General features: G+C 61.2%; 30 protein-coding genes and 1 tRNA gene. 2 read left to right on the plus strand and 29 right to left on the minus strand.

Annotated features, from left to right (window positions below; translation table 11 throughout):
* Position 1: 1 nt before the first annotated feature.
* The 28 genes from QMK33_RS19740 to QMK33_RS19875 form a co-directional block, all read right to left on the minus strand.
* Positions 2–421 (minus strand): hypothetical protein, encoded by a 420-nt coding sequence (locus QMK33_RS19740; RefSeq protein ID WP_283566345.1) that lies wholly within the window; start codon positions 419–421, stop codon positions 2–4.
* A gap of 175 nt (positions 422–596) precedes the next feature.
* The gene (locus QMK33_RS19745) at positions 597–3,197 is read right to left on the minus strand and encodes a malectin domain-containing carbohydrate-binding protein (protein WP_283566346.1); all 2,601 of its coding nucleotides are present in this window, start codon (positions 3,195–3,197) and stop codon (positions 597–599) included.
* A 1-nt stretch (position 3,198) separates the two neighbouring features.
* On the minus strand, positions 3,199–4,278 hold the full coding sequence (locus tag QMK33_RS19750; protein ID WP_283566347.1) for a hypothetical protein: 1,080 nt from the start codon (positions 4,276–4,278) through the stop codon (positions 3,199–3,201).
* 3 nt (positions 4,279–4,281) lie between these two features.
* Complete coding sequence (locus QMK33_RS19755) at positions 4,282–4,734, minus strand: hypothetical protein (RefSeq protein ID WP_283566348.1); 453 nt, start codon at positions 4,732–4,734, stop codon at positions 4,282–4,284.
* A complete protein-coding gene (locus QMK33_RS19760; RefSeq protein WP_283566349.1) occupies positions 4,734–4,940 on the minus strand; it encodes a hypothetical protein in 207 nt (68 codons plus the stop codon). Before QMK33_RS19760 ends, QMK33_RS19755 begins: the two co-directional genes overlap by 1 nt.
* Positions 4,937–5,404, minus strand: coding sequence for a hypothetical protein (locus tag QMK33_RS19765; RefSeq protein WP_283566350.1), 468 nt, complete (start codon positions 5,402–5,404; stop codon positions 4,937–4,939). The genes QMK33_RS19760 and QMK33_RS19765 overlap by 4 nt, the downstream gene beginning before the upstream one ends.
* Entirely contained in the window at positions 5,401–5,592 is a 192-nt protein-coding gene (locus tag QMK33_RS19770) for a hypothetical protein (protein ID WP_283566351.1), read from the minus strand. Before QMK33_RS19770 ends, QMK33_RS19765 begins: the two co-directional genes overlap by 4 nt.
* The gene (locus QMK33_RS19775; protein ID WP_283566352.1) at positions 5,592–5,771 is read right to left on the minus strand and encodes a hypothetical protein; all 180 of its coding nucleotides are present in this window, start codon (positions 5,769–5,771) and stop codon (positions 5,592–5,594) included. The genes QMK33_RS19770 and QMK33_RS19775 overlap by 1 nt, the downstream gene beginning before the upstream one ends.
* A 91-nt stretch (positions 5,772–5,862) precedes the next feature.
* Positions 5,863–6,573 carry a hypothetical protein gene (locus QMK33_RS19780; RefSeq protein ID WP_283566353.1) on the minus strand — a complete coding sequence of 237 codons (711 nt, stop codon included), beginning with the start codon at positions 6,571–6,573 and terminating at the stop codon, positions 5,863–5,865.
* A complete protein-coding gene (locus QMK33_RS19785; protein ID WP_283566354.1) occupies positions 6,573–7,175 on the minus strand; it encodes a hypothetical protein in 603 nt (200 codons plus the stop codon). Before QMK33_RS19785 ends, QMK33_RS19780 begins: the two co-directional genes overlap by 1 nt.
* Positions 7,175–8,698, minus strand: coding sequence for a phage terminase large subunit (gene terL / locus QMK33_RS19790; RefSeq protein ID WP_283566355.1), 1,524 nt, complete (start codon positions 8,696–8,698; stop codon positions 7,175–7,177). The genes QMK33_RS19785 and terL overlap by 1 nt, the downstream gene beginning before the upstream one ends.
* A complete protein-coding gene (locus QMK33_RS19795) occupies positions 8,691–9,500 on the minus strand; it encodes a terminase small subunit (protein WP_283566356.1) in 810 nt (269 codons plus the stop codon). Before QMK33_RS19795 ends, terL begins: the two co-directional genes overlap by 8 nt.
* A gap of 87 nt (positions 9,501–9,587) precedes the next feature.
* A complete protein-coding gene (locus QMK33_RS19800; protein ID WP_283566357.1) occupies positions 9,588–9,797 on the minus strand; it encodes a hypothetical protein in 210 nt (69 codons plus the stop codon).
* Between the two features lie 6 nt (positions 9,798–9,803).
* Complete coding sequence (locus tag QMK33_RS19805) at positions 9,804–10,094, minus strand: hypothetical protein (RefSeq protein ID WP_283566358.1); 291 nt, start codon at positions 10,092–10,094, stop codon at positions 9,804–9,806.
* Positions 10,094–10,378, minus strand: a complete 285-nt coding sequence (locus QMK33_RS19810) for a Lar family restriction alleviation protein (protein WP_283566359.1) — start codon at positions 10,376–10,378, stop codon at positions 10,094–10,096. Before QMK33_RS19810 ends, QMK33_RS19805 begins: the two co-directional genes overlap by 1 nt.
* Positions 10,375–10,869 (minus strand): hypothetical protein, encoded by a 495-nt coding sequence (locus QMK33_RS19815; protein WP_283566360.1) that lies wholly within the window; start codon positions 10,867–10,869, stop codon positions 10,375–10,377. The genes QMK33_RS19810 and QMK33_RS19815 overlap by 4 nt, the downstream gene beginning before the upstream one ends.
* Positions 10,870–10,885: 16 nt before the next feature.
* A complete protein-coding gene (locus tag QMK33_RS19820) occupies positions 10,886–11,074 on the minus strand; it encodes a hypothetical protein (protein ID WP_283566361.1) in 189 nt (62 codons plus the stop codon).
* Entirely contained in the window at positions 11,075–12,568 is a 1,494-nt protein-coding gene (gene dnaB / locus QMK33_RS19825; RefSeq protein WP_283566362.1) for a replicative DNA helicase, read from the minus strand.
* Between the two features lie 21 nt (positions 12,569–12,589).
* Complete coding sequence (locus tag QMK33_RS19830) at positions 12,590–13,525, minus strand: hypothetical protein (protein ID WP_283566363.1); 936 nt, start codon at positions 13,523–13,525, stop codon at positions 12,590–12,592.
* 6 nt (positions 13,526–13,531) lie between these two features.
* Positions 13,532–14,527, minus strand: a complete 996-nt coding sequence (locus QMK33_RS19835; protein ID WP_283566364.1) for a 3'-5' exonuclease — start codon at positions 14,525–14,527, stop codon at positions 13,532–13,534.
* Positions 14,524–16,680 carry a ParB/RepB/Spo0J family partition protein gene (locus QMK33_RS19840; protein WP_283566365.1) on the minus strand — a complete coding sequence of 719 codons (2,157 nt, stop codon included), beginning with the start codon at positions 16,678–16,680 and terminating at the stop codon, positions 14,524–14,526. The genes QMK33_RS19835 and QMK33_RS19840 overlap by 4 nt, the downstream gene beginning before the upstream one ends.
* A gap of 63 nt (positions 16,681–16,743) precedes the next feature.
* A tRNA-Gln gene (locus QMK33_RS19845) sits at positions 16,744–16,812 on the minus strand.
* 7 nt (positions 16,813–16,819) lie between these two features.
* On the minus strand, positions 16,820–17,959 hold the full coding sequence (locus tag QMK33_RS19850) for a RecT family recombinase (protein ID WP_283566366.1): 1,140 nt from the start codon (positions 17,957–17,959) through the stop codon (positions 16,820–16,822).
* Between the two features lie 40 nt (positions 17,960–17,999).
* Positions 18,000–18,305 (minus strand): hypothetical protein, encoded by a 306-nt coding sequence (locus QMK33_RS19855; protein WP_283566367.1) that lies wholly within the window; start codon positions 18,303–18,305, stop codon positions 18,000–18,002.
* Positions 18,306–18,378: 73 nt separating this feature from the next.
* Positions 18,379–18,546 carry a hypothetical protein gene (locus QMK33_RS19860; RefSeq protein WP_283566368.1) on the minus strand — a complete coding sequence of 56 codons (168 nt, stop codon included), beginning with the start codon at positions 18,544–18,546 and terminating at the stop codon, positions 18,379–18,381.
* Complete coding sequence (locus QMK33_RS19865; RefSeq protein ID WP_283566369.1) at positions 18,546–18,710, minus strand: hypothetical protein; 165 nt, start codon at positions 18,708–18,710, stop codon at positions 18,546–18,548. Before QMK33_RS19865 ends, QMK33_RS19860 begins: the two co-directional genes overlap by 1 nt.
* Positions 18,707–18,949, minus strand: a complete 243-nt coding sequence (locus QMK33_RS19870) for a hypothetical protein (RefSeq protein ID WP_283566370.1) — start codon at positions 18,947–18,949, stop codon at positions 18,707–18,709. Before QMK33_RS19870 ends, QMK33_RS19865 begins: the two co-directional genes overlap by 4 nt.
* A 213-nt stretch (positions 18,950–19,162) precedes the next feature.
* Positions 19,163–19,396: a helix-turn-helix domain-containing protein gene (locus QMK33_RS19875; protein ID WP_283566371.1), complete on the minus strand. Its 234-nt coding sequence runs from the start codon at positions 19,394–19,396 to the stop codon at positions 19,163–19,165.
* Between the two features lie 383 nt (positions 19,397–19,779).
* On the opposite strand from QMK33_RS19875, the gene QMK33_RS19880 reads away from it, so the two are divergent.
* Both QMK33_RS19880 and QMK33_RS19885 read left to right on the plus strand, forming a co-directional pair.
* Positions 19,780–20,496, plus strand: a complete 717-nt coding sequence (locus QMK33_RS19880) for a LexA family transcriptional regulator (protein WP_283566372.1) — start codon at positions 19,780–19,782, stop codon at positions 20,494–20,496.
* Between the two features lie 2 nt (positions 20,497–20,498).
* The gene (locus QMK33_RS19885) at positions 20,499–21,863 is read left to right on the plus strand and encodes a site-specific integrase (RefSeq protein WP_283566373.1); all 1,365 of its coding nucleotides are present in this window, start codon (positions 20,499–20,501) and stop codon (positions 21,861–21,863) included.
* Positions 21,864–22,420: 557 nt separating this feature from the next.
* Here the strand turns inward: QMK33_RS19885 and QMK33_RS19890 are convergent.
* Positions 22,421–24,103 carry a sodium/sugar symporter gene (locus QMK33_RS19890; RefSeq protein WP_283566374.1) on the minus strand — a complete coding sequence of 561 codons (1,683 nt, stop codon included), beginning with the start codon at positions 24,101–24,103 and terminating at the stop codon, positions 22,421–22,423.
* Positions 24,104–24,583: the final 480 nt, after the last annotated feature.

The following is a 24,583-nucleotide window of genomic DNA, read 5'->3' on the forward strand; positions in this document are numbered from 1 at the left end:
CTTAGTGGGTGAGCGCGTTACGCGTGGGTAGTTTGATAGTCAGCTCCAGCTCGTGGCGGCCCTCGCTGCTGGTGCGGGAAGCGCTGGAGTTGGCCAGTACCAGCACCGGGATGCGGCGGCCATCGGCTAGCTGCTGGTACACCTGCGGGCTGTCGAGTAGCGTAGTGAGCGCCTGGTGCTGGGCCGTGCTCAAGTCACCGGCCCGGACTACGAGGGTGTCAGTAGCCGCACGGCGCACGGCTACGGTGGCGCGCGCGTCGGCCGTGCTGATATCGGTGGCGTCGGTGGTTTCCGTTTTGGGGTCGCTATCGCCGGTGAACAGCCAGCCGGGCCACGTGCCGAGGGGGCTGAGCCAGCGCAGGTAGGTGCCCGCGCAGGCGGGTTGCAGTTGAAGTAGCAGGGGCTGAGCCAGGTATTGCATGGCCGAAGTTCCGGCGGGCGCGGGCCAACTCCAAATCAAAGCACCAAAAGCGTAACGGGATTTAAGTGGCCAGCAAAAAGCCCCGCCAGGTGGGGCGGGGCTCGGGGTGCTCAGGGGCGCAGGGCCTTATAAGTGATGCGGGCCAGGGCCAGCTAGTAAGTTATTGGCTTTTCTATCACGCTGTGGTGAGGGTAATACATTGCAGAATGGGCGGCCCGCTGCCCGTGCTGGCAAGAGATAGCGTTATGCCATTGCCGCCGGTTGCCGAAATGATTGCTTGGCTCGCGTAGCTAGCAATATTACTCCCTGCTGTGTACGTATTCACGTTGGCAAGAATGAGCGGCCCGCTAGCATCTAGCCGCACGTCGAAAGTACGCGCACCCCGCAAAGGGCCGTAAGGTTCGCTAAACACCAGACCTAGCCGGTAATTTCCATTGGCTACTGGCAAATTAATGGAAAAATCACTGCCAGTATAGAACACTATATTGTACAACTCCGCATCTACCGTAGCTAGCGGCGGGTACCCAGCTCCGTTATAGTCGAAACGGGGCTGCGAAGCCGGTAGCGGCTGCCAGCTTTTGCCGTTCACGTCAATGTGGGTTTCTGCACCTGCGTAGAAGCGCAACACGTCCGGCAAGGCAAAAGCAACCGCATTAAACAGCGTATCGGACGGGGCACGGCCATACCCTGGCCCCACTTGCCAGCCTAGCTGGCCGATTGGAGAACCGGCCGGGGCGGCTAAGCTAAACACATCGCCAGCCCGTTGCGCGGCCACGGCTGCGCTATAAGACGCGCCGCCGTTCGTGGTGTATCTAACATCAGCCGTTCGTATGTATTGCGGTGCGGTAGCCTTGTATAATTGGCTGCCCAAGTCGCTCACGGGGTTCGTAAAAGGCGGCCACTTGCCGGCCGGCCCAGCTACGGAATCTGAACGCCTTACGGTTGTGCCGTCTGCTGCAATCTGGCCCGGCAACGGGTCGGCCGAAATGCCATTAAGTAGAAAAGTCCCGCCGCCGGAGAACCGCACAAAGTCAGGCGCATCGTTATATAGTACATTGGTATGTAGCACCAATGCGTTTGGTGGCGCAATATGCAGCACACTGCCAAACCGCCCGCCTACAAATTCGGTCGGGTTTTGGTCGCTCGGAAACTTGCACTGCATTGTCCCCGATTCCGCCGCGAAATTAAAAAAGCGGCCGGCCTGGTTGTACGAAATCGTTTTTCCATCTAGCCTAATTATGTAGTTATTTCCATTTACTACCGTGCCCGTTGGCAGGGTAATGTTGCGCGCAAGTATGGCAGGCTGACGGTATATGTCAATAAAGGCGTACACGCCGCCGCCGCCCTTCGCGGTTAGCGCGTCGCCGGCATCTGCCAGACTTGCCCCCGTATAAATTACTGGTGCTAAGGCGTTTACAACCACGTTCTGGCGCACCAAAACGCCCGGCAATTGTACTGCATTATCTACGTAGGTCTTATCCGCTTTTTCCGCCAGCAGCGGGGCATTAGCGGCGCGGGCCTGCTCATCAGTGTAGCCATTTCCTCCATTGCTTACCGGCGTAGTGGCATCGGTAGCCAGGTCGTAGTTTACCAGCACCGACGGGTCCTGCATTAGCCAGCCGGTTGGCTCCAGCGCGCTGGTCGTCAGCGCGCGGATGCGCATGTCGTCGATTGCGTAGCCCAGCTGCGCATCCGCGCGCTGGATGATGTGGTAAAGCCGGCCGGCCTTATACTCGCTGCCGCGCGCCATATCCTGCATCTGACCTACCGTGCGCGCCTCCACGAACGCATTTTCCGGTGCGGGTGGCACGAATACGGCCCAGTTGGCATCGCCCGTGGCCAAAGCCGGCGGGGGTAGTTGGCCGGGTAGCAGCGCCTGAAACGTGATAGTTGCCCCGAACACGTACTTCATCAGGTCGTCCACCCGGTAACCGGGCGGTACCCCATACTGGTTATGGGTGGGGCTGTAAAGCGGCACGTTGGCCGTGCGGGTCTCTGTGCTGTCTTTGCGTGTCCACTTTACGGCGTTTTTACCATCCACTTGCGCCTTTGGGTAGAGTTGCAGGCTACCATCGACGTAGGCTAGCAGCCCCGCGCGGGCATCGGGGCGGTCGTCGTACGTGAGTTGCATCTCGATGCCGAATCCAGCGGGATGCAGGTCCACGCGGCATACCATCCCGTTGTAGAAATACGTCGGGTCCAACCCCTCCAGGGTGGCGTACTCGGGGTGGCCGGCGCGGGTGGCCTCGTCCTGAGTAAGGTAGATGACAGAGAGCAGGCCGCTGGGCAGGTAGTTGGGGCCCATTGGTGTAGTGCCCTGCTGCAATACCCATACAATGGGCACCTTATTGCTGGCCGGCGCACCGACGTAGGCGGGCACCAGCACGGCCCCGGCGGTGCCCGCGGGCACGAGGGTGGCCACGTAGCGGCGGGGCAGCTCCGTTAAGCTCAATGGCGCGTCGGCCGGGTTCTGCACGGTGGCCTCGGTGTTCGGCACGATGGTGGCAGGGCTCAGGCGGTCGAGGGTCAACGCCCCGGCGGGCACGCCGTACAGCTGGCTGCTGCGGTAGCGCACAAACTTAGGGCCACCTACTACCTGGTTGCTAGTGGTGGCAGCGTCACCGGCCACGAGCGGCGTCTGCTCAGTGCGGTTGGTGGCCGGGTTGAACACTGCCAGGCTGAGCGTAGCGCGGTCGGTGCCGGCGGGCAGCAAGGGCAGCTCGGGAATGCGCTCATCCTGCGCAGTGTAGTCCAGAAGATTGGCGGGATTGGGCATATCAGAGGCGCAGGCGGCCGGTATTGGTGAGCAGATAGCCAGGCTGGGCGGGCGTGGGCGTGTAGTTTGAGCAAGTGCCAGCGTAGGCGCGGTCGGTATCGACGATAGCCACCTCGACGCAGGCAGCGCAGGGCAGCGGCAGGCCCGGCAGCGGAATGCGCAGCATGCCGGCGGGCAGCGAGGCGGGCAGGGCATAGGAGCGGATTTCCACTTCCTGGCCACCAGCATCGAGGTAGCGCAGCTCGGCGTAGCGGATTTGGTCAACATCAGCCGCAGGCAGCAGCACGCTCACTTCGAGCGGCAAGCCCAGAAACTGCACGGCCTCGCCCGAGGGGAAGATGCAGGCCACGCGGCCGGTGCCATCGGCCACGTAGGGGGCCATGGTGTCGGCCGGGCCTTGCAGGGCTGCCAGCACCGCGTAGCGCTCACCGGCGCGTTGCTGCCAGGGCTCAGCGCCCGCGGCATCGGCCACACGGTAGCGGTAGTAGTAGCGCAGTGAGGCATCTCTATCGACGAGCGGGCTGCGGGCCGTGGCCGGGTAGCGCAGCAGCGCCACCAGCTGCGCGCGCAGGTAGGGCGCGGCATCGACATACTGCGTAGCGGCGCGCAGGGTGGCCTTGAACGCAGCGAAGGCCACCAGGGCCGCCGGCTGCCACAGCTCCACCTGCACGTGCAGGCCGGGCCGCAGCACGCCGGCGGCGTCGCTAAGGCTGGCCTCGACAAGTAGCAGCACGGGGTTGGGCAGCACGCCGCCCACGGGCTCCCAGCGCGCGGCCTCGGCAAGGCTCGGGTCAACCGGCACGGGCGCCTCGCCCAGCATGAACTCGCCCGTCAGCGCCGGGCAGCCAGGCTCCTCCACCAGGCTCAGGCTGTAGGTATAGCGGCCGGCGGGCAGATTGAATAACACGCCCGTGCCGTCGTTGCCGCGGGTGTACGCCTGGCTGCGCGTCACCGGGCCCGCCACGGTCCACTGCACGTTGCTGGCCGAGGCCGTGGCATAGGCCAGGCCCACGTAGCCGAACCCGCCGGGGCTGGTGGGCGGGTAGGGCGTGAGGCTGAGCAGAGTGAGGTCGCAGGCCATGAATTAGAGGCGGTTAGCCGTGAAGGCCACCAGGTCGGAGCGCAGGCCCGAGCGGGCGGCGTCGACGAGGCCAGCGCGGAAGCGGGGCAGCGCGGCGGCGATGGGGCCGCTGAAGGTGTCGGTGGGCTTTTTGAAGCGGGCATCTTCGCCACGCCACAGTTGGGTGCCCTTCTTGGCAATGCTGTTGGCCACAGCGTAGGGATTGAGGGTGAGACGCTTGGCGGCCAGCCACTCCTTTATAGCTTCGATGGGCGGGCGCTGGCCCGGCCGGCGGCCATCGCGCAGCTGCTTGGCGTGGGCCGGGCCGAAGAGGCGGGCATACTCTTCGCCCGAGTCGCTGCGCACGGCCGCGATGCTCTTGCCGGTGGCGCGCTGGTCGTTGGCCTGCATGGTATCCACCACGTCGGCTTGCAGGCGCACGATTTCGCGGGCCAGGATATCGGCGAAGTCGGTCATTAGTTCGTAGTGGCCGCCAACACGTCCTTTTCGAGGGTGAACTCAAGGGCATTGTGCCAGGAGGTTGCCGTGCCGTGCGACAGCTCGTAAGTCATGTAGCCGCCAGCACGGTATATCAGCGCCGTAACGAGGCGTGGCAGTTGGTCGCTGTCGGTGCGCAAGTATACCATTTGACCGATTTCGAACTCATTTTCAATGATTATCATACCTGCGACTGATTAGGAGGTAAGCACACATTCAGCCCGCCGCGCGGGGTAAGGTCGAAGTACAGCGCCACCCCGTCGGCGTTGCGGTCGAACTGGTTGAACAGCACATCGGCCGGGCGCGTCAGCTTCACGCTGGCCACGTCGGGGTGCACGCTCAGCGCCTGCACCATGCGCGCCGCCGCATCGACCATCGCCGCCACGCGCGGCTCGCGCACGGCGCTGGTGTCGGCCAGCTTCGAGGGCACCAGCAGCATCAGCAGGCACGAGTAGGTGGTGCCCGTGAGCTGGCCGTACTTGGTGGTGACGAAGCGGAAGGGCATCTTGTCATCGAGGTACACGATGCGGTCGGCCGCCGTAGTCTGGTCGAGCTTGATGTTGGCCAGCTCGGCTTCACCATGGTAGTAGAAGCAGCCGGGCAGCACGTAGCTGGCAGCGGCTTGAATGAGGGCGTGGGGCAGGTTCATCGTTCGTAGTGCGGGGTAGACAAGCGGTAGTGAATGGGCTCGGTGCTGGCCGACAGCGCCCGGCTGGTGGTGTGCCAGGCCCGGCAGGCGGAGCAGTAGTAGGCCCGGCGGTAGTGCGCGCTGGCCAGCACCAAGGCCACCGCCCTGGTGCTGGTGTGGCAGATTTTACCGCAGTCGGGCGCTTTCATTACTTGCCTGCAGCTTTCGAGGTGGTTGCCTTCTTTGCGTTTGGCTTGCGTGGCTCAGGCTTAGCCATTTTCCCCACTAGGCTTTCGTAAGCGGTGCGGTCGGTGGTGTTGAGGCCGCCCGTGCTGGCCTTCACCACGAGCAGGGCGTATTTCTTCGTTTCGGCAGTGGTGAGTTTCATAATTACTTGCGCTCCTGACGCTTATGGAGCTGATAGCGGTAATGGGCCTGGTGGTTCTCGAACTCAATCATGGTGTTGACCTCCCCCCAGGCTAGCCGGAAGAAGTAGGGCCAGCGAGTCTTGTCCCCAGCGGCCAGCGCGTTGACCACAGCCAGCGCATCCCACTCGGCCACGAGGGCTTCGAGGCCGGCGGCGTGCTCGTCGGCGCTGACGGGGATGCGCTTGAGCTGGCCGAGGTGGGCGCGGCGAATGCCGTCGTACTGCTCAAAAAAAAATCAGTGAGGGGCAGCGCCTCTTCGATGGCCACGTTGACGCACACGTAGTTGGCGAACGTGTCAATGGCATCGCTGTCGTAGTCGCCTTTCTGCCAGTAGGGGTGCATGAGAATGGCCAGGGCCCGGATGCGCTTCTGTGGCACCGTCATGGCTGTGTCACTGAGGATAGCCCCCAGGTCGCAGGCCTGCCCGAACGTGCTGGCGGTGAGGTCTGTCGGTACCGACACCTCATCGTAGAGCCCACCGCCGGTGCTGCGCATGTGCAGCACAGTGGGCCGCCCGAAGCTGGCGAAGTCGGGCGTGGTGCTGGCCGCAAATTCCAGCATGGGCAGCACCTGCTCGTACACGAAGGCCGGCGGTAGGTTCATCACCTCCACGGGAGCCAGGTCGAGGAAGACACTCAGGAAGCTGTATACGTCGGCCCGGTCGGGCAACTCGGTCAGGCGGTCGAACTGGCCCAGCGTGACCTCTCCCCAGCGGGTGGGCAGGTCGAGGGTGCGGGTGTCGGGCAGGGTGAGCAGGTGCATTAGGCGGCCTCCTTTTCAAGTAGTGATTGGCAATAGGCCTGGCGCACCTCGGGACGCACGTGCTCCGCATCGGGCCCGAAGTGCTTGGGGAACAGGTCATCGAAGTGAGCCAGCGGCATCACCTGCTTCAGCTCGTACACCTTGCCATAAGCGGAGTCGAGGAAGGAGCCCAGCGAATCGAATACCTTCTCACCGGCGGCGGCGGGGTCGAATACCCGGAAGCTGATGCGCGACTCGTCGAAGCACTCTGATTCAGCCTGGTGGCCCGTCATCGTCAGGCCCACTGTATGAAAGACATCTCTGTGCCTCAGGCTATTGATGTCGATAATGAACGGCACCTCAAACCCCGCGAGGCGGGCCGCGCCCTCCGCGCCACCAAAAATCTTATCCCACAGCACCGCCGGCATTGGCACGGTGCACGTGGTGTCGGCATAGATGCGGTGCAGCAAGTAGCCCAGCTCGCGCGCCCGCTCTTCGAAGCGGGTGCTGTTGCACTCGGTCACGTCTTCGAGCAGGCGCTCGTCACCGAGCAGCGCGTAGAGGGCGTAGTACTGGCAGCCCCAGGGGAAGGGCTGCGGGGTGTGCTGGAGGAAGAGGTCCATTACTGAGGGCGAAAGGATTGGAAAACTTGAATGGGCTTGCTGCCCACTGGCTGGTAGCGGCGAATGGCCTGCGTGAGGCAGTCGAGCATGTCATCGTGGGCGGCGGTCGGGAAGGCCGCCGCCTGGTTGATGAGCTTCTCGTTCCAGCTGCCGTCGATGAGCACGACGCGGCCGGCCTCGATGAAGGCGCTGGCCGTGTTGACGCGGCTGCGCTTGTCACCATCGGGCGTGGGAGCCTCCACGACGTTTAGCTGGGTGATGGCCTTGAGGTCCTGCACCACGCTTTTGCCCGATGCCTTGGGCTCCACGTGCAGCTTGCTTTGGGCGGTGGTTGCCCCATGGGCCGCCAGCAGCTCAGGCAGCTTCTTTTTGAGGGCGGGAAACTCCAGCCACATTTCCTCGACGAAGCGCACGTAGAGTATCTGGCCTAGGTAAGCGCTGATGAGCAGCGCGCTGGGGTCGTTCTTCTGGCTGTCGGTGTAGGCCGTATCGGCGTCACCGTGCCACACGGCTGAACTAGCCCCCGGCACCTTCAGGAAGTCAGGGTAGCTGATGGTGCGGAACCAGGCCTTCTTCAGGATGCCACCTTCATCAGGCGCGGGCAGCTGCTGCACCTGGCCGGCGTAGGCGTAGGAGCCCAGGTCTACCTTCAGGTCTTGCAGCACGTGACGGGGGCGCCGGATGGGGTCGAGTAGGCCATCGACGTACTCTTCCTTGAGGTAAGCCGGGCGCACCTGTTTACCGAGGACGCCGGTTTGCTTATCCCTAGTCAGCTCACCGGGCAGGCAGATGTGGCGCAGCGGGCGGCCACTGGTGAGCCACTCGCCGGCGGGGTCCTTCTCGGCAATGCGCTGCATCACCATGATTTTGACGGTGCGCTCCGGGTCGGTGGTGCGGGTGGCTAGCGTCTTGAGGTGACTCGAAGCCGCCAGCAAGGCCGCCTCACTGGCTGCCTTCTGCGGGTTCAACGGGTCGTCGATGATGATGAAGTCGGCGTGGTTGCCGGTCGGGCCGCCCGTGGTCGAGGTGCTGTAGCGCTGCCCCAGGGCCGTGTTGCGGTAATCAGTCTTGCCATCCTGGTCATCCTGAAACTCGATGAGGCCCGGGTAGAGGCGCTGAAACTTGGGGCTCTTCAGGCACAGGCGGGTTTTGGTCGAGTGGCTGATGGAGAGCGAGGCCGTAAACGAGCTGCTGATGAGGCGGATGCTGGGCTTGCGCACCCAGAGCCAGGCCGGGAACAGCTGCGTAACGGTGGTGCTCTTACTCGTGCCAGGGGGCACGTTAATGAGCACATCGGGCTGCACTTCCACGCGGGCCCATGTCTCGTACACCTCCTGCAACTGGTCACAGAGGTAGCGAATGTGCCAGTTGAGCTTTAGCTCGACAGCCTCGATGGTGTGCCAGAACGCGCAGAAGAACTCGAAGAACGACTCCTTGCAGATGTCGGCTTCGAGTTGGTCGGGGGTGAGGGCGGCGAGTGCCTCATCAAGCTCGGCCTCGGTGGTGGGCAGCAGCTCAGACATCGGCGCCTCCTTCCTGCTGAGCCAGGCGCAGGCGCGCCAGCATGGCTTTCTTTTCCTCGAGCGTGAACAGGCCGAGCACGGCCGGCGCCGGCGCTATCGACTGGCCCAGGCTTGTGATGTCGAGCTTGGTAGTCATGCCGCGCCACTTGGCCAGGTTGTCGAGGGCAGCGTCTGGGTCGCGCAGGGTGATGCCCGTGCCGTTACGGCCCTCGCTGATGCTCTTAATGAGGTCGAGTACTCCTAGCTCTTCCGCCTTCACGAGGTCGAGTGACATGCGGTACTTCTTGACGGGCGGGCCCTCAGCCTGGTAGGTAGCCGCCGGGTTCATCTCCAGCTCTACCTGGCAGCGGATGATGTCATTGCGCCGGCGCTGCTGGCTGTAGTAGTGGCGCTCGGCATCATCCTCATCCAACGTCTGGCGCTTGGCCACGCGCTCTTCAAAGTCCACCTCGTACTCCAACTCAGCGATGCGCTCCAGCACGGGGCGCAGCACCTTGGTTTTCTCTTCGTACTCGACCTTGGTGTAGAAGTCGGAGAGGTCCACTCGCGCAATCCGGTCCCAGCGCGCCGCTATTTCTTCGGGGTCCATGCCAGCGATGTCGAGCACCGCTTTAATGGCAATTTTGATGTTAAGTATTGTTAAGAGCTGGCTTCCCTGAACACGGGCCGTTTTCTCGCTGTAACCTGCTGTGCGTGCAGCCTTTGCGCCATTCAGACATAGGCAAAAAGCCTCAACGAATTTGCGTCGTTGAGGCGAGAGAACTTTCAGGGCTTTTTTGGCGGCGTCGGACTGCTCTGACATGGTCCTTCGAAATTCCGACCCACCTCACCCCCTCGCAAACGCGCACCCCCAAAAGCGTCACGGACTTGCCAAAAGCGTCACGGGATTTCATTTGGCCGCCTGCTGGAGCAGGTAACGCAGCTGCCGGGTGCTTATATTCAGCTCGCGGGCAATGGTGGCGCGTACCCGACTGCTGGGCCAGCTGGGGTGCCTGGTAGCTACCTCGGTGACACGGGTAGCGGCCTTGGTCACCTCGCTGGCCAGGAACGTGCGGGGCAGTAGCGGGGTAGAAGAACAGGTGGTGGGAATGACGTACATGCAGAATTAGGGCAGGGTGGTAATGATGCGGATGGCTTGGTCTGGGGTAAGCACAATGTGGTAGGGGGTGCCCCGCCACTCTTCCCGGAACTTGGCCTCGCCGGGCGTGAGCTGCCGGGCGCTGGGCGGCTGGGCAGGGTCTTTAATCTCGAAAATGAACGTGCGGCCGCGGTAGCCGACCAGTAGGTCAAAACAGCCTTTTAGCTGATGCGTGTAGAGGATAGATGCGCCGACAGCCCGCAACGCTTTCACGATTGCGGGCTGGTTGGCATCGACGCGGGAGGCGGTGCGCAGCATTAAACCGTCTCGATAGGAGCCGCGTGGCTGCGCGCCTCGCTGCTGCGGGTGTTCCACTCGGCGGCGGCCAGCTCGGCGTTATCGCACGTGCGGGTCTGGAGCATCACGGGGCAGGCATCGTTTTCGCATTCGATGTAGCAGCCGCGGCCGGTGAGGGGCAGGATGATGGGGACGCAGCCGCAGAAGGGGCAGTGGAGTAGGTCAGGCATGGGTGGGGGCTGCTGGGAATGGAGGTAGTCGGCTATCTCGCCAGCCGACACGGCGGGGTCATCGTAGGGGCTCACTTGCCTTGCAGGGCTAAGTATTCCGATTCGAGTATTTCAACCATGTCGGGGTGCGGGGCGCAGGTGCCGTGGCCAGTGTCGAGCAAAGCCACGCCCGTTTCTTCCTTCCACACGATACCAGGCCGCTGCGTGCGTCGGAAGCCGCCGCTTGCTTCATCTATCGTCATTCCGGACTTGAAGCCAACCAGCTCGTTTAGCTCCGAGTCCTTCACCTCAGGTAGTGCGGCCAGCTCACTTACCAGCTCCCGATTCACTTTGAGGCTCACCTTCGGATAGTAGTAGTCGGGGTATTGCAGCAGCTTGAAGTGCTCAGGCTTCTCTTTAAAGCACAACGCCCGAATGCCACCACCTACACCACGGCCACCCGAGTAGGCATAGGCACCACACTTGTTAGATAGTGCCTTAGCTACGACATCGGCCGCCTTTATCTTGTCGCGCAACTCCCCTATAGCTTCGTAGAGCGGGGTATTTGGAAGGATTTTGTATTTCATTTGGTTGGGGTGGCCACTAGGCCGCTTGAGGAGAGTGATTGAGGTGCTGGCGCTGCTGGCGTAGCAGCTGCTCGGCTTCGATGAGGGCCAGGCCCGGCCCACCGCGCTGGCGGTAGTAGGCCAGCAGGTGCGCGAATCGAGCGCTGTCGGCTTCGCGGATAGCGCGGCGCACGGCCACGGCCATCTGGCGAGAGTAGGCCTCCATTTAGAAGGGCGCGTCAGGTGGGGCCTTCTGAAAGGGCGCGGGCTGCCCGAAGTCGCCGGCGGTGCTCACAGCAATGACGCGGGGCTGGAACTCAGCGGCCGCCGGCGGTAGCTCCGCACTGGCCGGCGCATCACCCAGGTCGTAGAGCAGGCCGCGCTTGAGCTCGCAGCCCACGATGATTTCGCCCACGCTGCCATTGCGGTTCTTGGCGATGTCCATCAGCAGCGTGCCCTCGGTCGGGCTGCCATCCTCGTACTCCTCGATTTTGTAATACTCGCCTCTCCACAGGAACATGATGATATCGGCGTCCTGCTCGATGGCGCCCGACTCGCGCAGGTCACTGAGCTGCGGGCGCTTCTGGCCACCGCGCTTCTCCACATCCCGACTCAGCTGGCTCAGGGCCACCACCGGCACCATAAGCTCTTTGGCCAGCTCCTTGAGGCCGCGGCTGATGCTGCTGATTTCCTGCTCCCGGTTGCCGCGGCTCTTCTGGTCACCTTTCATCAGCTGTATGTAGTCCACCATGACCAGGCCCAGCGGGTGTTCCGCATGCAGGCGGGCGCACTTGGCCCGCACCTGCTGGATGGAGAGCCCGGGCGTGTCGTCGATGTGCAGGCGGTGGCCCAGGGTTTTAAGGCGCTTGGCCTTCTCCCGGATGCTGGCCACCTCGGGCGCGCCGCCCTCGATGTTGCCGCGGCGCAGGTCGGAGTTGGAGTAGCCTTCCACTTCGCTCGACACCAGGCGCTGCACAAGCTGCGCCGCCGGCATCTCCAGCGAGAAGATGGCCGTGTGTTTGTCGTGATCGAGCGAGGCCTCCCGGGCCTGGGCCAGCATCACGGCCGTCTTACCCATCGCCGGGCGGGCGGCAATCACCACGAGGTCGCCGGGCTGCCAGCCGCCGGTAGCGTCGTTGAGCTGCGTGAGGCCGGTGGGCACGCCCGTGAGGCCTGGCTTCAGTACGTCGGCTTCGAGCTTGGCAAACACGGCGTCGAAGTGGTCGGCTACAGTCTGGGCGGGGCGCTGGTCGATAACCTGGTGCAGGCTGGTGAACTGCATTTGCAGCTCCGCTAGCACCTCCAGCGGGTCAAGGCCCTCGTCGTAGGCCTTGGCCTGCGCCTTGGTGGTGGCCTCAATCATCACCCGGCGCATGTACTGCTGCAAGATGATGCGGCTGTGCGTGTCGAGGTTGGCGGCCGAGTTGACGTGCATGGTGAGGCCGGCCACGTAGGCCATGCCGCCGGCGCGCTCCAGGGTGCCTTTGCCCTTGAGGTACTGCACGACGGTGAGCTGGTCCACGGCCTGGCTCTCCGTAGCGAGGGCCTGAATAGCAGCGTAAATCAGCTGGTGCTCAGCCTTGTAGAAGGCCAGCTCGGGTAGCTGGCTCAGCACTTGGCCCACGCTGGGCTTTTCCAGCAGCATGGCGCCCAGCACCGCCCGCTCGAATTGCAAGGCCTGGGGCGGCAGGTGGGTTGATTTAGGGATGGGGACGTTCATAAAATACTTTAGATGAGAGGGTTAAGCCCAGCTTTGGGCCTTTAGCTTGGCGGGGGAAGTGCCGGCGCGGGCAGGGGTCTGGGTGGTTAAGGCCTCGCCGGGCCGCTGGCGGGTTTCGGCCGCCACGGCGGCCCAGTCACAGCCGCACCACTCGCCGCCGGCATAGTCATCAGCGTAGGCACCGAGCCAGTCAGTGAGGCGGTGGGCACGAATGCCGGACTTTTCACGGGTGAGGCGGTAGCCAGCGAATTGCTCCTGCACTTCGGCCAGGCGGTCCAACTGGGCCAGGCGCTTAGTGAAGGCGCAGATGAGGGCAAATTTTTGGAAATTCTTCTGCTCCGAAATCTTCCACAGCTGGCCCATTGTCACGGCGAGCTGCTTGGCTTCGGTAGCGAGGGCCTCCGGAAGCTGGGCAGCCTCCGATTTCGGGGGGGCTTCGCAACGGGGGGCACTAACTTCTTTTTTGGCTGATAGAGGGGCGAGAGTTATTTCCTCCGCAGCCTCACCCGCCTTTTTTTTTGGTTGGTCTTTCTCTAGAACTATGTCTGGTCTATTCCTTATAGGTGGTGAATTATTCACCATGAGATGTAACGTTTTGGGTAATTCGGTTACATCCTGTGGTGAATTATTCACCATGACTTGCGCCGGTTGTGGTGAATTATTCACTATTGTGGGCAGCCAGTCAGCCGCCGGGCCGTAGTTCAATTCCCACCCGCGGCTGTTGCTGTCGAAGTGCAGCAGGCCCCGCTCGGCTAGCTGGGCTACGGCCCGGCCGAACGTGTTCTTGTCACAGGGCAGGTCGGCATAGACCTGGTTAGCGCGGCGGTAGAGCACGGCCGGCCAGCGCGCGCGGTTGAACTCGTTCAGCCAGTACATGTACAGTTTGCTGGCCAGCGCCGGAATAGGCTGCTGGTTATTAAGCTGAAAGAATTGGTCGTGGAGCTCGAAGAAGGTCATCGGGAATTAGGCAGCGAAAAGGGTGGGGATGGCGGCTGCCTTAGCCTTGGGTTTAGCGGTGCCGGTCGCGTTGAGCAAGTCGGCCGTGATGGGCTGCGCCTGGTGCATGTGTTGCAGCAGCTTGGCCGTCATCAGCACGTCGGCCATGGCGCGGTGGGCACCGGTGTTGCTGATGCCGAAGCGGGCGCACAACTCCCCCAACTTGTGGGGCGCGGGGTAGCGGCGGGTGGCCACTACCTGCGTGCACAGGAAGGAATTGGGTAGCGCCTGGTAGGCACCGAGGCGGGCGCGGGTGGCGTTGACGAAGCGCAGGTCGAAGGTGACGTTGTGCCCTACTAGCAGCGAGTCGCCGGCCACGCGCCGGAACTCCTTCATCACATCCAAAGCCTCAGGCGCGTGAAACACCTGCTTGGTGCTGATGCCCGTGAGTTCCGTAATCCGGGGCGGGATGTAGCCGGTGTAGCGCACGAAGGACTGCATGCTGTCTACTGGCTTGCCGTTGGTATAGCGGGTAGCGGCTATTTCTAGCAGGTGGTCCTTCTCGTGGCTGAAGCCAGTGGTTTCGCAGTCGAATACCGTGTAGTCGTCGAGAATGCCGGCGAGCACAGCCGGGGTCTGGGCTAGGGCCACAGGGGGCTGCTCCAGGGCCACGGCCATCAACTCCAGTGCGCCAGCTTCCTCAGCGCCGTGCTGGTTGCGGGCGGCCCCACCACGCAGCAGCTTCCGGGCGGCCTGCTCATCACGCACCTTCTTGAGCGCCAGGCGCAGGGCCTGCACGTGGCGCAGCTTGGCCGCGCGGTAAGCATCGCGGGTGCTCATCACCACGCCGGCCGGCAGCCACAGCTTCGGGTAGAGGCACGTGAAGCTGATTTTATCCTCGCGCTCGGTCACGCTGGAGAGGCGGCCGTCGGCCGTCAGCTCGAAGTGCTCCCGTCGCCAGGAACACTTCTCGCTGCTCAGCCCCGCGTGGTGCAGGAAGTAGAAGGCTGGCTGGCTGCTCATGCGGTGGCCTCCTGCTTTTTGCCCTTGCTGTAGTATCGCACTTGCACCCGGTTCTCAGCTTGCTTAGCCACATTAAAAGCAGGCTGGTAGCTGATAGGCAGTGCGTTCACCAGCGTCGCTTGGGTGCCAGTGTATTCGGTTTGCTCTAAACCATCGCGGATTTTCAAGTCGAAGAATAGGGCCACCTTTTCCAGCACGTCAGGCATCGCAGCCAGTTGCCGATTGAGGTATAGGTAGTGGGGGCTGTCGCCTTTGTTGCTCCACGTGCTTACCAACTCTGCCTCAGTGGGTTCTTCCCAGCCATAGCAACCTGTTAAGTGACTCAGCATATCGTTGGGCGTGCGGGTCTTGCCGAACGTGAGCGACCGTTTCAACCAATGGTCGAGCAGCGCGTGAGCTGCCCCGATGCCCGCCGTTGGGTCGAGCAACTCGGCCGTGAACGTTTCGCGCAGCTTGTCAGCCAGTAGCTCATTCGTCATCTTTTTGATGCGATTGGTTCGAATGGCTGCTGCGCGTTCAGCTTTATTATCCTGGGCCACCGCCTGCGCATCGGGCGCGCCCTTGCTGAGTTTTACCCAGTTGATAGCGCCCGCATCGGTACCATCTACCATCAGGGCTGCTACCGCGCCCTTGTCACCTTCTTTCGCGCGGTCATAGAACTTATACCCCAGCGCACCAGCGGGTGGGGTAGCATAGCTGCTGGAAATCTGCGGCACGTTAGTACCCGAAAACTCTTTCTTGCGGCGCTCTAAAAAAGCCTGTTTCTTGTCTGCAAAGCAGCCGGAATCCAGGCACTTACCAGCCGTTGGGTCAGTGCCTGCCTCGTCAAATAGGCCGCGGCTATTAGCGCTGTTTTTGGGGCAGGTGGTGCAAGGGCCGGCAACCGGGCACAGCGTAGCGTCTGCCTTGTCGAAAGCTGCACCAGCCAGCTGGCGTAGTACTTCCTGAGTAATGGCGTGGTGAATGCTACTAGCACTGAGCGGCGTGCTTTGCTTCAGCTCCCAGGCCTGAGAGGATTCCATCCACTTCTTTACTACGACCTGGCTGTGAGCCGGCAGTCGGGCCAGCTCGTGGGCGGCCACCAACGGCAAACGCTCCCCCTCGAGGAGTTCCATCCAAAAGGGAATGAGGGCTACCAGCTTGGCGCGCTGCAACACGAACTTCACGGGCTTGCCTACGCGCTGGGCAATCTCTTCAGCAGACAGGTGGCTAGCCAGCAGCTTGCTGAACGCCGTGGCCTCATCGGCCGGGCGCACATCGACACGCTGCAAGTTCTCCAGCAGCTGCACCTCCAGAAACTCCCGGTCGGTGAGCGTGCGGATGACGGCCGGAATGGTCGCCTGCTCAGCCAGCTTCGACGCCCGGTACCGGCGCTCGCCGGCCACTAGCTCAAACTTGCCGACCTCGGTACCATGCGGCCGCACCGTGATGGGGGCAATAACGCCTTGAGCTTTGATGCTGTTGGCCAGCTCTGCCAGGGCCGTTTCGTCGAAGACTTTACGGGTGTTGCTCGTCACCACGATGTCGGCCAGCAGTACCAGCTTCATCTTGGTAGGCGTGTATACCAGTGCCGGCGCTGCTTCCGCAACTGGCTCAGGTGCAGCCGCTTGCTGCCCTAGCTCGGTAGCCCGGTAGGCAAGGGGCGCGCCATCGGTGTACTCAATTAGCTTTTCGCGGATTAACTCGGCCAGCAGCGGCTCGGCATCACCACTCACGTTAGCCGCTGGTGCTTCGCCAAGAATAATAATTTTTTCCAGTAAATCCCAGGCATCCATGCTGATAGCAACCTCATCGGCAGACTTGGCCACCGGTGCGGGTGCTTTGCTGGGCGCGCCCACATTATCACCGAGCACAGCCAGTAGCCTCAAATAGCAAGGCAGGATGCGCCGGTTGTTCAGGTTCGGCTCATCCTCGTGAACCTCCACCTCAATGCTGCGGCTTTGGGCGTCGTAGTTCCCTACTATCGTTACCAGCTTGCCCGACAGGCGTTTGCTGATGTCGGGTAGCACGTGGGCCTTGTCGCCTTCCAGCAACGTGTGGCCGTTACAGTCGAGCCAGGGCAGGTCTGCCTCAGGCACAATAGGAGCCGGCGCGGGTGCCGGCATCACGTCTGGCTCGCCTACAGCAGCCAGTACTTTTTTAGCTTTTGCCATACCTTTGAGTGTGTTAGGTTGAAAAAGTGAGTGGGCCACCGTTACCGCGGTGGCCCTTTCTCGTCGGGGTGGCAGGAATCGAACCTGCGTCAATGGCCGCAATGGCCGTCTTTCCAATTGGACGACACCCCGGAGGCAGCTAGGCGGCGACTGCCGTAGTAGTGCCCTCTCGGTCGCTGATAGCTTTGCGCAGGTTGGCAATCGTATCCGCCGCGCCCGCCGCGGTCACCTTCAGAATGCCGCTTATCATCAGCGTCTTTTCCTTGCGGGTAATGAGCGGGTGTTGGATAAGGCCCATGATTTCATCACGCTGCTCTATGGTTGCGTACACCACGGCCGCCCCGCCGGCATCACGCAGCGGCTGCGCTTTGCCCGTGGTGACGCTGGCCACCTTCACGGGCACAGTGCCGGCGGTGGTTTTGAGCACGTTGGCCAGCGCTGCCTTGGGCGCCAGCTGCCCCACACGGGCCTTCGCCGAGTCTTTGGCCTCCGTCAGGCATTGCTTCTGCTTGAAAGAGAGCTCGTTCCATAACTCCAGCACTTCTGCGTTGCTGCTGGCCTGCTCGAATGAATCGCGGTACTGGCTGATGATATCCTCATCGTCCTCGCTCACCACCTCCATCACTGGCTTGGTATCCTCCACTACCGCCGCACTAGTTTCCGGCTCCTGGGCCGGCTGCATCTCCAGTCCGATTTCCTCCTGCGTCACCAGGCCCGAAATGCTGAAGGCCCGCTTCAGCGCCATCGCTTCGGCCACCTTCACAATCATGGCGCTAGGGTACTTTTTCCAGGTCGGATTGTTGCCAGCGCCGTACTCGGCAAAGGGGGCATAGAAGTAGGCCGGAATTGCCCGGTCCTTGCGGTAGACTAGGGCGTAGGCCCCGATGATGGCTCCGCGTGGGTTGCCGTAGGCGTGGTCTACCGTGCCATCAGCCAGTTTTTTAAGCGTGTCGTTGGCACACACCGCATCCGATTGGATGCCGTTCATCTGCTTATCGCGGCTGGCAATCTTGAGGTAGCCATCGCGGCTGCTGAAAATGGTGGCTGCAAAATCGGCAGGGTTGCGGCCATGGGGCACGTACTTGATGCACCAGATTTCCTTTGCGAAGGGGTCAAGGCCATAGGTTTTGGCCAAGTGCAGCAGCAGCATGAACTCATCATCCGTCGCGCCCTTGGCTACGGTGTTTTTCATGAGCGCCAGCTGCTCAGGCGTGAAGCTGAGTTGCTCAGCCAGTTCGGTTTTGGTTTTCTTGGCGGGCGTTAATTCGTTAGTTGCCATATCGTTATGCAGTTAAGAAGTTGAAAAATGATAGGCAACACTATTCGCTCTCGTTGGTCCAGGCGTAGGGGCGGCTGGGCACGCTGGCCTCGTGGGCCTCGGGCCCGGCATCGGTGCCCGAGCGCCACTGCTGGCCGATAAGGAAGAAGGTGATGGCCAGCACCAGCACCACTAGCAGGATGAAGAGCAGGCGCAGGGCCAGTAGTGCCAGGCGGGACGCGAGAACCGGCCGGCTCTCGGTTGTGGGTAGCTCGCGCGGCTGGTTGGCCGCGTGGCTGGCAGCAGTACCTAGGTACTGGTTGCGGCTGGTGAAGGCAAGGGGGCGGGGAGCAGGGCCGGTATGCATTACTTTTGGGGGATAGAAGGTTGAATGAGTGATTTCTGAGAGGCCCCGCAGTTACAGCTGCGGGGCTTTTTGCTTAGCGCTTCATCTGGGCTAGGCCTAGTGCCATCGCCTGCTCGTGGGCGTAGGCGGCGTGGGCCTGCATGCGGGCGGTTTCCGTTTCAGTGGTGGGGTTGAGCACGAACAGGCTCCAGGCTTCGAGCCAGAGGGCTTGCAGGCGGCGGGTTTCGGCGAAGCAGCTCATTAGGAGCGGGGCTGCTGTGCCATGGCCATCAGGTCCTGGCGGGCGCGCCTCTTGGCGGCCTCGCTGCAATTTTTCATGCCCACGCTGGCCCCGATGTCGGGGGCAGTAGCGTAGTAGCCGGTGGCGGCATCGTGGCGAAACTGAATGATGAGGGCGTTTTTCATAGGGCAGGGTAAAGGGGCGCTTTGTACCAGTCGGGGAAGCAGCTTTCGCGTTTGGCTATCAGCTTTTCGAGGCGGGCAATGGCCTCTTGCTGGGCAGTGGGGTCGGTGAGGTAGCGGGCCATCCGCTTCTCCAGGGGGCGCAGGCTGCGGTGCTGGAGTAGCAGGCCCATCTGCTGGGCTACCTGCGCTGGCTTGCGGTAGAAGGCGCTGGCCCAGGCCCGCCGGTAGATGTTTTCCAAATCGGTGCGCCTAGCTTTATCACTATCAGCAAGTTGCGTGGCAGCACCAACCTTCGCAGCTGAAAAGGGCGTTTTCAGACACGTGTCGGAAGTACTCACAGCTCCATTGCTTTTGGTCATCGCACGTGTCATACTTTTGGTAGTAATTAGGGGCAATTTTGAACTTTACCGGGTAACAGCTAGCTCGTACTTCTTAGGGAGTATGGCGCCAGGTTAGGCGGCCATGGGGCGGCGGCCCAGCAGGAAGTGCTGCACGGCGGGCTCGCCCACCCGGTAGTTCTTGCTGCCAGCGCAGCAGTAGGCGATATCTCCCTTGCGAATGAGGTCGTAGGCGCTGCGCTCGCTGATTTTGAGGCGGGTGGCTAACTCGGCCACCGTGTACACTTGCTGGGCAGCGTTGCTGGCCAGTTCGGTGCGGGTGCCGTCGGAATAGGTGGTGAGAAGCATGATTACAAAGGAATAAATTTGTTTACAAAACAGTACAAGCGGGCTAAAAAAAGAGCCCTAGCCAATTGGGTTAGCGTCATGCTCCTTTTTCAGTTGCGTCAAGGTTGCCTCTACAAGTTCAGAGGCCAACTCTACAAGGGTAAGGCGTTCACCCTTAAGCATTCTGCGTGCTTGTTCAGCATACAAAGTGTTCTGGCCATCACGCGAAATTTCAACGCGGGTCTTGTAACTATCTGGGGCGGGGCTCATAAGGGCTTCTAGCATGGCTTGGCAGGTTTTGGTATGTTTTGTAATACAATAGTACGAACCAAAACAGTAAATACAAATAATATTCAGACCAAAGTCTTACTTTTTGTTCCGGTAAGTATTTCTTTGTTCTGTCAATGTACAAGCACATGAAATCAGACCATTCTAATCAAGCCCAGCGCCTGGCATATTTGCGACGCCAGTCAGGCATGACGCTACGTGAGGTGGGCGACAAAATAGGATTGAGCCACTCTCGTATAGATGCCTATGAGTCAGAGCCGAACATTCGCATTAAAATGGATAAGCTACGCTTGCTTGCTGATTTATTCGAAACGACAATTGAGTACATAGAAACCGGGGTTGAACGGAAAATGCACTTGGTTTCCGAGACTCAGGATGTTTCGTCTGTTATTGCAAGCCAGCTGGCAGACGATACAGAGGAGTACGAAACCTTACCTTTCGTACCATTCTCAGCATATGGCACCTTCGGTGAAAGCTGCCATGACCCACACTATGGAGACTACTCTACCTATAAGATATTACGCCGCCCGGGCGTAGATTATCGAGGTGCCGTAGTGGTAGAAGTGCGTGGCAATTCTATGGCACCACGTTACCCAGACCAGTCCTGCCACGTAGTGCGGCCCGTTTCAAATGGCGACTGGCAGTATGCAATGGGTGTGCACTGCGTCAGCCTACGTAACCCCATGTTCGTTATTAAACGCATCGTATCCAATACGAATGGCATGATACGGCTCAGGTCAGACGCCAACGGGGAAGAAATAGAGATAGAACTAGGAGATATAAACTGCATGTGGAAAGTAGGCGAAAAAGTTTACGAGCCTGCTGAGGATTAGCCATGCCAGTTCGCTTCTACCTGCACAGCTACGTCAACGCCGACGGTAGCCGGCCCATCTATACCGATGTCCGCTGGGGACGGACCGAGGCGCACCAGACCGAAGCGCTGGCCCGGCTGCGCACCGGCACCGGGCAAAGCTGCCAGCCTAAAAACTTCACTGATAAGGGCCGGGTAAGCAGCGCCGAAAAGGGCTACGCGGCCATCAACCGCGCCCTGGTCAAGCTGGAAGGCGAGGCCGGCACCCACATCAACCGCGCCGAGCTGGACGGCGTGCACCTGACGCCCGCCGCCCTGCTGGCCCTGCTCAAGCCCCGGGCTGCCGCCCGCAAGCAAGCCAAAGCGGCTGCGCTCTCTACCTCGGCCGAAGCGCTCCCCGCCGCGGTCCCCACCCTGCTCAGCCTCTACGCCGACTGGCAGCAGGCCTACGCCGGCCGCCGCGCCAAGAAAACCCTTGACGGGCCGGCCGGCCTTATCGACCAGCTGGAGCGCTGGCGCGCCGGCACCCGGCCGGATGAGCTGCAACCCGATGCCACCGGCCGCTGCAAGCTTTTCGAGCAATTCTGCCAGTACTGTTTGACCGAAGCCAAAAACCGCAAGGGCGAAACCGGGCTGCTTAATAATACGCTCTCCTCCTACGTGAAGCGCCTGAGCAAGCTGCTCAAGTTCGGTAAGTATGACACCGACTGGCTGGAAGATGATTTCAGCGAGGAAGTGGAGCGCGAGCCCCTCACCTTCGCCGAAGTCGAGCAGCTCTACGCCCACCCGGTGTTCGACGCGCGCGAAGGCACCGGCACCCGGGCCACCAGCCGGGCCGGCATCCGGGACGTGTTCGTATTTATCTGCCGTACCGGCCCCCGTTACAGCTCGGTACAGGAGCTCGGAGCCGACGCGCTAACTTGGGAGTGGGACAGCGCAGCGCAGGCCGACGCGCCCGTGCTGGAGTATTACCACTACAAGAACCGGCGCAAAAAAACCAAGCTGCGCGTACCGCTCGACCCCGTGGCCCTGGAGATATGGGCTCGCTATGGTGGCCAGCTACCCGTGCCCAGCCTGGGCAAGTTCAACGAAGAAATCAAACTACTCTGCCGTGAAGCCGGTCTCACGCGCATCATTAAGGAACTGCGCGGCTCGGGTGCCACGCGCCAGGAAGTGCGATTACCCCTGTGGCAAACCGTGTCGGCCCACATCGGCCGCTACACCTTCATCACCACCCAGCACGAGGGCGGGGCCGACCTGGTAAGCATTCAGGATACCGTGGGCCACGCCGACATCAACACCACGCGTAAGTACACCAAGAGCCGGGAAAAGGAACGGCTCACTACTACGCGGGAAGCCTTCGCCCGCCAGCGCCAGCGGGCACAGTAGGGCCGCCTGTGCCCTGCAACTGTGCCCCTCCTGGCGTAAATCGGTGCCGAATCGTGCCGAAATCTGCTAGGTATTTGGCAGGTCAGTTAGCAGGGATTAGCATATACTAGCAGGAAGTAGCACAGACTAGAAATTACCCTGAGTTCAGGAGGGAGCGCTTTACTACAGAAAGCCTTTGTAAATCATTGATTTGCAAGGGCTTTTTCGTTGGGTTTTGTTTCCGGTGCGTAGCCGGCTGTTGCGCGCCTTGGTGCTGGCTGAGCGCCTGATTCTGCGGGGCGGTTGATTGGCTGTTGCTATCGTTTTGCAGTCGTTAAGGCCAGCCCTGAAGCGGGTTTAAGTGGGTGTGCCGAGCAGGCTGCCAACTCTTTGCTAGCTGCCCGCCGCTAGTAATGACTGGCGCTAACGACGAGCGGACAGCCGGCGAAAAGCCGGCAGCCCGCCCTGGGGGCACCCGATGAGCAGACGGTCAGCTTTAGCAGCTTCTTCCTAACGCAAAAGGACCGCCTGGCTAGCCAGGCGGTCCTTTTGCGTTAGGAAGAAGATAAGCGGAAAGCCTACCAGAATACCGAGTACAGCGCCACCACGATGCCCACAATGAGCACGGCCCCGGCCGTAAACGTGGGATTGGGCTTGAACATCGACGAGTCGATTTCGAGGCCGTTGGTTTTCACGCCGCGGGCGTTTTCGATGAGGCTGATGATGACCATGCCCAGGATGCAGAACACGAACACGAAGCCCATGCGGTCGAGAAACGGAATCTCGTACACGCCATTGACGGGTACCGAGAAGCCGAAGGGCGACAGCCACGAGAGGTTGGCCATGCCAGGCAAAAACTTGAGCAGCACCGACAGCAGGAAGCCGCCAATAGTGGCAAACAGGGCCGCGCTCGACGTGGCTTTTTTCCAGAAAAAGCCCAGGATGAACATGGCAAAAATGCCCGGCGATACGAAGCCCGTGTACTCCTGAATGTAGGTGAAGCCGCCCTTTTTGTCGATGCCCAGGTGCGGGGCAATGAGAATGCCCAGCAGCATGGCCACCACCACGGCAATTTTGCCGGTGGTTACCAGCGTCTTTTCCGAGGCGTTGGGGTTGATGGCCTTCTTGTAGATGTCGAGCGTGAAGATGGTGGCAATCGAGTTGGCCTTGCCGGCCAGCGACGCCACCACGGCCGCCGTGAGGGCCGCAAACGAGAGGCCTTTGAGGCCCACGGGCAGGATGTTGAGCAGCACCGGGTAGGCGCGGTCGGGGTTGAGCTCGCCGTTCTGCATGAATTCGCCGCTGCCAAACACGTTTTGCTTGTAGAGGATGAAGGCCGCAATACCCGGCAGCACCACGATAATGGGCATCAGGAGCTTGAGCACGGCCGCAAACAAGAGGCCGCTGCGGGCGGTGGGCAGGTCGGCCCCCAGGGCGCGCTGCGTAATGTACTGGTTGCAGCCCCAGTAGTTGAGGTTCACAATCCAGAGGCCGCCCAGCAGCACGGTGAGGCCCGGCAAGTCGATGTAGCTGGGGTTATCCGGCTTCAAAATCATGTGGAAGTGGTCGTTGGCCTGGTGGTACATGATGCTCAGGCCGTTGAACACCCCGCTGGTGCCGTAGTGCTCCGATACCAGGTTGATAGCCAGGTAGGTAGTAGCCAGGCCGCCCAGGATGAGGAAGAACACCTGAATAACGTCCGTAAAGCCAATCACCTTCATGCCGCCCAGCGTGATGATGACGGCGGCAATGGCCAGCCCGTACATGCAGAAGGTGAGGTTGAGGCCCGACACGCTGCTGGCCGCAATGGCCCCGAGGTAGAGAATGGACGTGAGGTTGACGATAACGTAGAGCAGCAGCCAGAACACGGCCATAATCATGGCCACCGTGCCGTTGTAGCGCTGGTGTAGGAACTGCGGCATCGTGAAGATGCGGTTCTTGAGGTACACCGGAATGAAGAATACGGCCACGATAACCAGCGTGACGGCGGCCATCCATTCGTAGGCCGCAATGGCCAGGCCCATCTTAAAGCCCGAGCCCGACATGGCCACGAACTGCTCGGCCGAGATGTTGCTGGCAATCAGCGACGAGCCGATGGCCCACCATGTGAGCGAGCCCTCGGCCAGAAAGTAGTCTTTGGAGTCGCCCTCCAGGGTGCCGTCGTGGCCCGTCTTGCGGTTATAAATCCAGATGCCATACCCGGCAACTATCAGAAAATAAACGAAAAAGACGATGTAGTCTAATGTAGCCAGCTTGTGCATAGGGCGGGAAAAACGAATGGAAAACGAAAGTAGGGTAAATATCCGCTAGCTAACCTACGCAAACGATTGTGTTGGTAAAAACCTGCGTAATCTGGTAAGAACCGGCGCCTCTAGAGTGCCACGCGCCACCAGTCGATAGCCCCTTGCCCTTGGCTGGCCGGCACCCGGGCCCCAGGCAGAAAAGGCCCGTTTTGGTGCTTGTTCACTCATCGCTGCTTTGGCAAGTTGCAGCGCCCTCCCTTGCTGATGTTTTCACCGCAGAAGCGTCGCAGAGTGCGTCGCAGAAGAACGACCTCTGCGACGCTTCTACGTTTCTTCTGCGGTGAAAACATCAGCAAGGGAGGGCGCTGCAAGCAGCGGGCTGCAACTTGCCAAAGTAGAGGTGCCTGCTCAGGCTGCGAATACAGGATTAGTTCGTATAAATTATTGATTATCAACGATATGAATAAAATAGCCTCGCCAGCATCGCCCTACTTGAGC

Source organism: Hymenobacter sp. H14-R3 (assembly GCF_030063445.1).
Taxonomy (GTDB): Bacteria; Bacteroidota; Bacteroidia; order Cytophagales; family Hymenobacteraceae; genus Hymenobacter.

Coding starts and splice junctions, on each gene's coding strand:
- QMK33_RS19785 (WP_283566354.1), bottom strand. CDS start 7,175: ATGGACCTCTTCCTCCAGCACACCCCGCAGCCCTTCCCCTGGGGCTGC.
- QMK33_RS19805 (WP_283566358.1), bottom strand. CDS start 10,094: ATGCTGCGCACCGCCTCCCGCGTCGATGCCAACCAGCCCGCAATCGTG.
- QMK33_RS19890 (WP_283566374.1), bottom strand. CDS start 24,103: ATGCACAAGCTGGCTACATTAGACTACATCGTCTTTTTCGTTTATTTT.
- QMK33_RS19830 (WP_283566363.1), bottom strand. CDS start 13,525: ATGACCTTCTTCGAGCTCCACGACCAATTCTTTCAGCTTAATAACCAG.
- QMK33_RS19780 (WP_283566353.1), bottom strand. CDS start 6,573: ATGCACCTGCTCACCCTGCCCGACACCCGCACCCTCGACCTGCCCACC.
- dnaB (WP_283566362.1), bottom strand. CDS start 12,568: ATGAACGTCCCCATCCCTAAATCAACCCACCTGCCGCCCCAGGCCTTG.
- QMK33_RS19885 (WP_283566373.1), top strand. CDS start 20,499: ATGCCAGTTCGCTTCTACCTGCACAGCTACGTCAACGCCGACGGTAGC.
- QMK33_RS19755 (WP_283566348.1), bottom strand. CDS start 4,734: ATGACCGACTTCGCCGATATCCTGGCCCGCGAAATCGTGCGCCTGCAA.
- terL (WP_283566355.1), bottom strand. CDS start 8,698: ATGTCTGAGCTGCTGCCCACCACCGAGGCCGAGCTTGATGAGGCACTC.
- QMK33_RS19860 (WP_283566368.1), bottom strand. CDS start 18,546: ATGAGCTGCTTCGCCGAAACCCGCCGCCTGCAAGCCCTCTGGCTCGAA.
- QMK33_RS19750 (WP_283566347.1), bottom strand. CDS start 4,278: ATGGCCTGCGACCTCACTCTGCTCAGCCTCACGCCCTACCCGCCCACC.
- QMK33_RS19850 (WP_283566366.1), bottom strand. CDS start 17,959: ATGGCAACTAACGAATTAACGCCCGCCAAGAAAACCAAAACCGAACTG.
- QMK33_RS19865 (WP_283566369.1), bottom strand. CDS start 18,710: ATGAAAAACGCCCTCATCATTCAGTTTCGCCACGATGCCGCCACCGGC.
- QMK33_RS19775 (WP_283566352.1), bottom strand. CDS start 5,771: ATGAAACTCACCACTGCCGAAACGAAGAAATACGCCCTGCTCGTGGTG.
- QMK33_RS19800 (WP_283566357.1), bottom strand. CDS start 9,797: ATGTACGTCATTCCCACCACCTGTTCTTCTACCCCGCTACTGCCCCGC.
- QMK33_RS19795 (WP_283566356.1), bottom strand. CDS start 9,500: ATGTCAGAGCAGTCCGACGCCGCCAAAAAAGCCCTGAAAGTTCTCTCG.
- QMK33_RS19765 (WP_283566350.1), bottom strand. CDS start 5,404: ATGAACCTGCCCCACGCCCTCATTCAAGCCGCTGCCAGCTACGTGCTG.
- QMK33_RS19855 (WP_283566367.1), bottom strand. CDS start 18,305: ATGCATACCGGCCCTGCTCCCCGCCCCCTTGCCTTCACCAGCCGCAAC.
- QMK33_RS19880 (WP_283566372.1), top strand. CDS start 19,780: ATGTACAAGCACATGAAATCAGACCATTCTAATCAAGCCCAGCGCCTG.
- QMK33_RS19760 (WP_283566349.1), bottom strand. CDS start 4,940: ATGATAATCATTGAAAATGAGTTCGAAATCGGTCAAATGGTATACTTG.
- QMK33_RS19820 (WP_283566361.1), bottom strand. CDS start 11,074: ATGGAGGCCTACTCTCGCCAGATGGCCGTGGCCGTGCGCCGCGCTATC.
- QMK33_RS19745 (WP_283566346.1), bottom strand. CDS start 3,197: ATGCCCAATCCCGCCAATCTTCTGGACTACACTGCGCAGGATGAGCGC.
- QMK33_RS19875 (WP_283566371.1), bottom strand. CDS start 19,396: ATGCTTCTCACCACCTATTCCGACGGCACCCGCACCGAACTGGCCAGC.
- QMK33_RS19840 (WP_283566365.1), bottom strand. CDS start 16,680: ATGGCAAAAGCTAAAAAAGTACTGGCTGCTGTAGGCGAGCCAGACGTG.
- QMK33_RS19740 (WP_283566345.1), bottom strand. CDS start 421: ATGCAATACCTGGCTCAGCCCCTGCTACTTCAACTGCAACCCGCCTGC.
- QMK33_RS19815 (WP_283566360.1), bottom strand. CDS start 10,869: ATGAAATACAAAATCCTTCCAAATACCCCGCTCTACGAAGCTATAGGG.
- QMK33_RS19835 (WP_283566364.1), bottom strand. CDS start 14,527: ATGAGCAGCCAGCCAGCCTTCTACTTCCTGCACCACGCGGGGCTGAGC.
- QMK33_RS19770 (WP_283566351.1), bottom strand. CDS start 5,592: ATGAAAGCGCCCGACTGCGGTAAAATCTGCCACACCAGCACCAGGGCG.